This is a genomic window from Lacisediminihabitans sp., from assembly GCF_043726815.1.
Classification (GTDB): Bacteria; Actinomycetota; Actinomycetes; order Actinomycetales; family Microbacteriaceae; genus Lacisediminihabitans.
Genome location: NZ_JAYSJZ010000039.1, coordinates 1 through 8398 on the forward strand (window position 1 = coordinate 1; position 8398 = coordinate 8398).

Annotated in this window: 9 protein-coding genes; 4 read left to right on the forward strand and 5 right to left on the reverse strand. The window is 67.6% G+C overall.

Annotated features, from left to right (window positions below; genetic code table 11):
• Positions 1–19: 19 nt before the first annotated feature.
• Positions 20–307: an HU family DNA-binding protein gene (locus ACHZD8_RS04045; RefSeq protein WP_147784258.1), complete on the forward strand. Its 288-nt coding sequence runs from the start codon at positions 20–22 to the stop codon at positions 305–307.
• A 107-nt stretch (positions 308–414) separates the two neighbouring features.
• On the forward strand, positions 415–2376 hold the full coding sequence (locus ACHZD8_RS04050; protein WP_394768868.1) for a cytochrome c oxidase assembly protein: 1962 nt from the start codon (positions 415–417) through the stop codon (positions 2374–2376).
• A gap of 159 nt (positions 2377–2535) precedes the next feature.
• Here ACHZD8_RS04050 and ACHZD8_RS04055 read toward each other — a convergent pair whose 3' ends face one another.
• Entirely contained in the window at positions 2536–3507 is a 972-nt protein-coding gene (locus tag ACHZD8_RS04055; RefSeq protein WP_394768869.1) for a hypothetical protein, read from the reverse strand.
• Between the two features lie 122 nt (positions 3508–3629).
• Between ACHZD8_RS04055 and ACHZD8_RS04060 the strand changes: the two genes are divergently transcribed.
• A complete protein-coding gene (locus tag ACHZD8_RS04060) occupies positions 3630–4928 on the forward strand; it encodes an ATP-dependent RecD-like DNA helicase (RefSeq protein ID WP_394768870.1) in 1299 nt (432 codons plus the stop codon).
• Positions 4929–4995: 67 nt separating this feature from the next.
• Here the strand turns inward: ACHZD8_RS04060 and ACHZD8_RS04065 are convergent, their stop codons facing one another.
• On the reverse strand, positions 4996–5550 hold the full coding sequence (locus ACHZD8_RS04065; RefSeq protein ID WP_394768871.1) for a hypothetical protein: 555 nt from the start codon (positions 5548–5550) through the stop codon (positions 4996–4998).
• A 51-nt stretch (positions 5551–5601) separates the two neighbouring features.
• Positions 5602–6012: a DUF4383 domain-containing protein gene (locus ACHZD8_RS04070; protein ID WP_394768872.1), complete on the reverse strand. Its 411-nt coding sequence runs from the start codon at positions 6010–6012 to the stop codon at positions 5602–5604.
• A 200-nt stretch (positions 6013–6212) separates the two neighbouring features.
• Here ACHZD8_RS04070 and ACHZD8_RS04075 point away from each other — a divergent pair, with 200 nt between their 5' ends.
• Complete coding sequence (locus ACHZD8_RS04075; RefSeq protein ID WP_394768873.1) at positions 6213–6731, forward strand: DinB family protein; 519 nt, start codon at positions 6213–6215, stop codon at positions 6729–6731.
• 6 nt (positions 6732–6737) lie between these two features.
• On the opposite strand, the gene ACHZD8_RS04080 is transcribed toward ACHZD8_RS04075, so the two are convergent.
• Positions 6738–7625 (reverse strand): carbohydrate ABC transporter permease, encoded by an 888-nt coding sequence (locus tag ACHZD8_RS04080; protein WP_394768874.1) that lies wholly within the window; start codon positions 7623–7625, stop codon positions 6738–6740.
• The coding region (locus ACHZD8_RS04085; protein WP_394768875.1) for a carbohydrate ABC transporter permease at positions 7622–8398 on the reverse strand (777 nt) is incomplete at its 5' end. The genes ACHZD8_RS04080 and ACHZD8_RS04085, both read right to left, overlap by 4 nt.

Genomic DNA, 8398 nt, shown 5'->3' on the forward strand with positions numbered 1-8398 from the left:
ACGTCCGAGGAGGACTTCAATGGCTGACAAGTCACTAAACCGTACCGAGCTCGTCGCGGCAGTTGCCGCTGAGTCTGGCCAGAGCCAGGCTGCAGTGAACGGCGTCCTTGACGCTCTGTTCTCCACTCTCGCCACGTCCGTCGGCGAAGGCACGAAGGTCACGATCCCGGGCTGGCTCGCGGTCGAGCGCACTCACCGTGAGGCTCGCGCCGGTCGCAACCCGTCCACGGGTGAAGCGATCCAGATCGCGGCTGGTTACGGCGTGAAGGTCAGCGCCGGCAGCAAGCTCAAGGCGGCAGCGAAGTAGTTCGCTTTTCGTCACGAAGGGGATGTCGACCGTCTGGTCGACATCCCCTTCGTCGTTAACCCGGCGCCGGGGGCGGAGCCTCAGTTTGCTGACCTAGGCTGGATGCCGTGCCGAGGCTCGTGAAGATCGCCGGGCCAGCCCTGCTGCTGGTCGTCGCGTTCCTGTCCCTCCTGGCCGCCCTGCAGTTCGGCGGAGCGGCGGATGCCCCGGCCGTCTTCGACCCCGGCGCGTTCGTGCGCTACGGCCTGCCAATCGCGACCCTGCTCGGCAACCTGGGCGCGGCCGCCACGATCGGTGCCCTCGTGCTGGTCTGCTTCGCCCTGAGCGATACCGAGCCGGAGTTCGGCAGGACCATCGACATCGCCGCGGCCGCCGCAGGGTTCTGGACGGTCACCTCCGGGGTGACCGGCTTCCTCACCTTCATGAGCTTCGACTACGAGCCGGTCACCCTCGACTCGCAGTACGGTGCCAAGCTCGGCCAGTTCCTCACCGGAACCGAGCTCGGCCAGGCCTGGTTGGCCACGACCCTGGTCGCCGCCGCGGTGACCGTGCTCTGCTTCGCGGTTCGCAACCACACGGCAATTCTCTTCGTCACCCTCTTCGCCGGCGTCGGCCTGGTGCCGACGGCGCTGCAGGGCCACTCGGCAGATGCGGCCGGCCACGATGCGGCAACGACATCCCTCGGACTGCACCTCGCCTTCGCCGCGGTATGGCTGGGCGGGCTGCTCACCATCGTGCTGATCCGCCCCACCCTCGAGCGCGGACGCATCGGCCCCGTGCTCTCGCGGTACTCGACCCTCGCCGTGATCTGCTTCATCGTGGTGGCCCTGTCCGGCTACGTGAACGCGGCGCTGCGGGTGGGAACGCTCGCCGCCCTGCTCACGCCGTACGGCATCCTCGTGCTGGTCAAGGTGTTCGCCCTCGGCACGCTGGGCCTCTTCGGCCTCGTACAGCGTCGCTTCCTGGTAGCCAGGATGCAGCGGGCAGAGAACGGCGGGAGTAGCTTCTTCTGGTGGCTCGTCGCGGCCGAACTCGGCTTCATGGGCCTCGCGACCGGAGTGGCGGCGGCGCTCGCGAAGACCAGGACGCCGGTGTCCCAGGCGGCGGTCACCACGACGCCGGCCTACATCCTCACCGGGGAGCCGCTGCCGCCGGAGCTCACCTTCGCGCGCTACTTCACGGTCTGGCGCTTCGATCTGCTCTGGATGCTCGTGGTGGCCTTCCTGGCGTTCTTCTACCTCGCCGGGGTGTGGCGGCTGCACAAGCGCGGCGACAGCTGGCCGTGGTATCGCACGGTGCTCTGGCTCGCCGGCCTCGGGCTGCTTTTCTACGTGACAAACGGCGGCGTCAACGCCTACGAGAAGTACCTGTTCAGCGCGCACATGCTGGGGCACATGGTGCTCACGATGATGATTCCGGTGCTGCTCGCCCCGGCGGCCCCGATCACGCTCGCGCTGCGCTCCATCGAGAAACGCACGGACGGCAGTCGAGGCGCCCGGGAGTGGATCATGCTCTTCGTGCACTCGCGGGCGAGCGTCGTGCTGACCAATCCGATCGTGGCCGCCGTGCTCTTCGCCGGCTCGCTCTGGGCGTTCTACTACACCCCCCTGTTCAGCTGGGCCACCACCGACCACATCGGCCACACCTGGATGATCGTGCACTTCCTCGTCACCGGCTATCTCTTCGTGCAGTCGATGATCGGCGTCGACCCGGTGCCGAGGCGCGCCTCCTACCCGCTGCGCCTGCTCATCCTGCTCGCCACGATGGCCTTCCATGCCTTCTTCGGCCTGTCCCTGATGACCGGCACCGGCCTGCTGCTGGCGGACTGGTACGGCGCGATGGGCAGACCGTGGGGGCAGAGCGCCATCATGGACCAGCAGACGGGCGGAGGCATCGCCTGGAGCGTGGGTGAGATCCCCACGATCGTCCTGGCCATCACGGTGGCGGTGATGTGGAGCCGCAGCGACGAGCGTGACGCGCGGCGACTCGACCGCAAGGCCGAGCGCGACGGCGATGCCGATCTCGCCGAATACAACGAGATGCTCGCGGCCAGGGCCCGGCGCGGCTAGCTGTCGCCGGGGGCTGGACCTTCTCGGCGCTCTGGCGGTGCCGCCCGCGTCGGTCGGGCCGTGTTCTGCAGGACGGGGACCGGTGGTGTGGGCACCCGTGGACGGCGGCGCTGTCCTGCACAACGCGCGCCAGGGAAAGGGAGTACAGCTAGCTCCGGCTCAATACTCCGCCGTGATGAGCAGGCCGCCGCCGGGCTGCAGGGTCACGAGGTAGCCCACGGTGAACTGTACGTCCTCGTCGAAGGTGGAGAGGCGGCCGTCGAAGATCGACCTGACCGCCACCGTGAGGTGGGCGGTGCCCGTCGTCGGGGGCACGCGCCAGGTGTCTGGCGCCGTGCCGGGCACGATCGTCACCCGCGGACTCTTCACCATCGACCAGCGCGGGGCATCCTGGATGCGGTCGTCGATCTGCTTTCCCATCGGGCAGCCGGTGGGCAGCAACACCCGCTGGGTGACGCAGGAGGCGAGGCTCGCATCGAGCTCCTTCTGCACCTGGGCCACGAAGGCGCGGTTCGCCTGGATGTCCACCGTTGCCGCGACGGTGCTTGCCGGGGCGCTCACGAGCACTCGCGTGGTCGGGGCGGCCAGGAAGGTCGATCGATGGTCGAGGGCGATGGAGGCCGGGGTCAGCACGAGATAGTCGCTCGGCTTGTTCGCCCCGCCCGGCGCCACCAGGTTCACGCCATTGGCTGAGAACGAGTCGTCGTGCAGCGGGGTGACCGCGAGCACGCTGAGCGGGCTCTCGGCGAACCGCCAGGCCGAGAACAGCCCGAGTCGCGCGCCGACGTGCTCCACCACGAAGGACGTCTTGGCGGAGCCGCCGTCGAAGCTGTAGCGGTACGCGACGGTGTGCCGGCCGTCCCCGTCGTCGGCGTCGCTCACCAGGCGGATGTCCGCGAGGTCGCCGAGCGCGTCCGGGGTGAGCAGGGCGGTCGAGATCGCCGTCGACCGGGCGACACCGGGAGTGGCGAGGGCGGCGTCGGCGTCCTTGCGGGCGAGGGAGTGCAGGTAGGAGTTCACGAATCCGCTCGCGCTGTAGACCGTGAGGTTGAGCGTGACGACGGTGCCGACGAACGCCGCGACGAGGAGGGAGAAGACCACGAGCCACCTCGTGAGCACTCTGCGGTCCATCCCCACATCCTAAGCTCGCGGGTTCGGCGGGATTCCGTGCACACGGTGCCTGCCACGGCCGAGTCTGTGCCGCACGCGGGTAGATTGGTGGGGGTGTTCGGCGAACAATCGGAGGGTTCTGCATGAGTGGCTTCGCCCTCTCCGCCGAGCAGGCGGCGGTGTTCGAGACGATCGAGGGCACGCGCGACAGCATCTTCGTCACCGGCCGGGCGGGCACGGGAAAGTCGACGCTGCTCAACCATCTGGCCTGGAACACCGACAAGCAGGTGGTGATCTGCGCCCCGACCGGCGTCGCGGCCCTCAACGTGGGCGGCCAGACCATCCACTCCCTCTTCCGACTGCCGATCGGGGTCATCGCCGACCACGACATCGACCAGAGCGCCGACCTGCGCAAGCTTCTCAACACGATAGACACCCTCGTGATCGACGAGGTATCGATGGTCAACGCGGACCTCGTGGACGCCATCGACCGCAGCCTGCGACAGGCCAGGCAGAAGCCGTTCGACGCCTTCGGCGGCGTGCAGGTCGTGCTCTTCGGCGACCCGTACCAGCTCGCGCCGGTGCCGGGCGATGCCGACGAGCGTGCGTATTTCGCCGACCAGTACCGGTCGATGTGGTTCTTCGACGCCAAGGTGTGGGAGCAGACCGACCTTCGCATCTTCGAGCTCAACACGATCCATCGGCAGCACGAGGCCGAGTTCAAACACATGCTCAACGCGGTACGGCACGGCCAGGTGACGGCCGAGATCGCGGGCAGGCTCAACGAGACGGGTGCCCGCCCGGCCCCCACCGACGGCACGATCACCCTCGCGACCCGCAACGACACCGTCAACCGCATCAATGCGGCCGAGCTCGCCCGTCTCCCGGGGCGGGTGCTCACCGCCAAGGCGGAGATCACCGGGGAGTTCGGCGGCCGGGCCTTCCCCGCCGACGAGGCCCTGCAGCTCAAGGTCGGGGCGCGGGTGATGTTCCTGCGCAACGACGCGAGCACGGACGGCGGCCAGCGCTGGGTGAACGGCACGGTCGGCACGGTCACCCGCATCTCCTCGACGGTCTTCGTCGAGGTGGATGGTGAGGTGCACGAGGTGCAGCCGGCCATCTGGGAGAAGTTCAAGTACACCTACTCGCCCAACACCAAGCAGCTGCGCAAGGACATCGTCGCCGAGTTCCAGCAGTTTCCGCTGCGGCTGGCCTGGGCGGTCACCATCCACAAGTCGCAGGGCAAGACCTACGACCGCGCCATCGTGGACCTCGGATCGGGCACCTTCAGCGCGGGCCAGACCTACGTGGCGCTCAGCCGGCTCACCGAGCTCGAGGGGCTGTATCTGAGCCGACCCCTGCGCCCGAGCGACATCCGGGTCGACCCGGACGTGGAGCGGTTCATGAGCCGTGCGGCGACGATCCCGGCCATCGACGCCTAGCCCCGCGGCGAAAGTGAAGCACCGGCCGCACCTAGCTGGGTAAGTGCGACCGGTACAGGTGGGAAATCTAGTGGTGGCCCATCCCGGGCATGTCCATCATTCCGCCCATGGTGCCGCCGTGCTCGAGAGCGACGGTGCCGGCCTGGGTGGCGGCGAGGGCGGGGGTCGTGAGAGCCCCGACGAGGATGCCGGCGGCGAGAACCGCCGAGAGGTAGCGAACGGCGCTGGCCGGGGCCCGCGTCGATGCCTGACGGTCGGGCTGGGCGAGCCGGCGGAACTTCACGCTGAGCACGGCGCCGATGAAGATTTCGAAGACGGCCGCGATGGCCATCGGCAGGAAGCGGAGCGGAGCCGCGACGGCCGGGGTGCCGAGCAGGGTGGCGGCGACCACGAGCAGAGCCCAGAGCATGAGCGGGGCGATGGCGCCGGCCTGGGCCACGCGCGGGACGACCATCCGGTCCTTGACCAGGATGGCGACCCCCCAGGCGATCTCGGCGAGGCCGAGGGCGAGGAGCAGTGCACCGAAGACAAGGGGCGAGCCGATGACCAGGGCCAGGTGAATGATCCCGGCGCCGACGGCCGCGAAGGCGAGCCAGGAGCGGGTGATCAAGGTCGTGGTCATGGCGGCTCTCCCCTTGTCGAACGGTTGTTGGTGAGGTGGTGCGGGTACGAACTACGCGTGGGCGGTGGCGCGCACGTTCTTGTCGGCGCCCAGGCCGACGCCGAGCAGCACGATCGCGCTCGCGAAGTGCAGCACGTTGTCCGCGCCGTTGATAGCGAGGATGTTCGCCGCCGAGTTGAGGATGAACAGCCCGACGATACCGAGAAGCAGGTACGCCGCACCGACGACCGAGTTGACGGTCTTGGCGGCGCGGACGTTGGACAGTCCGGCGATCAGGAGAGCGGCGCCGATCAGGAGATGGGCGACGTTGTGGAAGATGTTCACCTCGAACAGGCCGAGCAGAAACCCGCCCTTGGTGGCGAAGAAGCCGACACCGGCGGTAGCTGTGAAGCCCAGCAGGCCAACGAGAAGATAAACCGCGCCGAAAACAGTAGCCAGCAAACGGTTTGGGGACTTGGTCATGATATTCCTCCTAAACACAGCCCGACGGTTGTCGCGCATGTTAACCATTCGGACCCATGACCGCACCGGATTGGTGCACGTTCGACACGCGTGTCCCCAGCAATCGCGCAGCAGACACCCGGCGGCCTCCGAGCGGGGATTCGGCAAGGTTGGCGCGATATCTACGGCAGCCGGTCGTCACCGTGCCGCACGATGGAGGCATGCCGATAGTTCCCGACACGAAGAACTGGACCTGGGTGCTCGAGCGCCCGTGCGATGAATGCGGATTCGACGCCTCGACTCTCTCGGAGCGCGATGTGGCAGCCCTCATCCTGGCCAACGCGGCACGATGGCCCGCCGTGCTCGAGAGGGAGGACGTGCGCGTGCGCCCGGATGATCACACCTGGTCGGCCCTCGAATACGCGGCTCACGTGCGCGACGTCTTCCGCATCTTCGACGGCCGACTGCACCTCATGCTCGAGCAGGACGACCCGGTCTACCCCAACTGGGACCAGGACGAGACCGCGGTGGCCGAGCGCTACGGCGAACAGGATCCGCGGGTGGTGGGCGAGGAACTCGCCGCCGCGGCCGCGACGCTCGCTGCCACCCTGCACGGCATCCCGGGCGACGCCTGGGGCAGGCCGGGGCGCCGGGGCGACGGCGCGAACTTCACGGTCGCGACCCTCGCGCGCTACCTCGCTCACGACCCCCAGCATCACCTGTGGGACGTGCGCGGGTAGCGAGTGCTACTTGCTGGTGCCCTGCGAGACCGAGCCCTGCAGCTGGCGCTGGAAGATCAGGTAGACGATGAACACCGGAACGATCGTCATGACCGCTCCCGCGAACAGCTGGCCGAAGTCCACCGAGTAGCCGGCCTGCGAGGCGAACGACGCCATGCCCTGGGTGAGCACGTAGTTCTTGGGATCGGTGTTCAACGCCACGGGCAGCAGGAACTGGTTCCACAGCCCGACGAAGTTGAGGATGGCGACCGTGGCGAGGCCGGGGCGGGCCATCGGCAGCATCACCTGGAAGAACGTGCGCCACTCGCCCGCGCCATCCAGCGCCGCCGCCTCGGCGATCGAGTTGGGCAGCGCCTTGAAGAACGAGAACAGGAAGAACACGGTGAACGGCAGCGCGAAGGCCGCGTAGGTGAGGATCAGCCCGGGCAGCGTGTTGAGCAGCCCGATGCTCTTCAACACGAAGAACAGCGGAACGATCGCGAGGAAGATCGGAAAGGTGAGGCCGGCGAGCATCAGGTAGTAGATCGCCCGGTTGCCCGGAAACTGGAAGCGGGCGAGCACATAGGCGCACATCGCCCCGAAGAGCATCGTCACGGCCAGCGCCCCGAACACCACGATCACCGTATTCAGCAGGAAGCTGCCGATGCCGGCCGTCGTCCAGGCGCCCACGTAGTTGACGAAGCTCCAGCTCGACGGAAGCGAGAACGGCGAGGCGAAGATCTCTTTGCTCGTCTTGAACGACGACATCACCGTCCAGAGCAGCGGGAGCACCACGATGATGGACCAGATGGTGAGGATGGTGTGCGAGACGCCGCCGACGACCCGGTCGCTCGTGGTCGACGCGGACTTGCGGGTGAAGGAGCGCGAGGGGGTCTCGGCCTTGATGGCGGTCATTCGGCTACCTCGTTTGTTCCACCGGTGAGCCGGTTGACGATGAACACGATGCCGGCGAAGACCAGGGTGATGACCGCCAGGACGACGCCCATCGCACAGGCCAGGCCGAACTGGCCCTTGGTGAAGGCCGTCGTGAACAGCTGCTGCGCCATGACGAGCGTCGAGTTGTTTGGTCCGCCCCCCGGATTGAGCGCCGACATGTAGACGAAGGCGTCGAGGGCGAGGATGCCCATGTAGATGTAGGCGGTCTGGATGTTGTCGCGGATGAGCGGGATCGTGATGGTGAGCGCCGTGCGGAATCGGCCGGCACCGTCGATGCGCGCCGCCTCGAAGATCTCGGCCGGGATCCCCTTGATGGCCGCGACGAAGAGCACCATGTAGAAGCCGACGAGGCCCCAGACGATCACGAAGATCGTGGCGATCATGGCGGTGCGCTGCTCGCCCAGCCAGGCGAAGGACTGGAACTGCTCGAATCCGAGGCCGGTCAGGATCCCGTTCAGCAGGCCGGCGCTGGGGTCGTAGACCCTGCCCCAGATGATGCCGATCACGATGGCCGGGATCACGTACGGAAAGAACGACACGACGCGGTAGATGCTCGAGTTGCGCAGCCCCCGCACCGGGCCGTGGCTCGGTCCGCCCACGGTCACGAGCGAGGCGAGAACGAGACTCAGCACCACCGTGATGATCGGCAGCACGATCACGAGGAGCAGGCTGTTGCCCACCGCCTTCATGAAGATGTCGTCGGAGAAGAGCTTGAAGTAGTTGGACAGCCC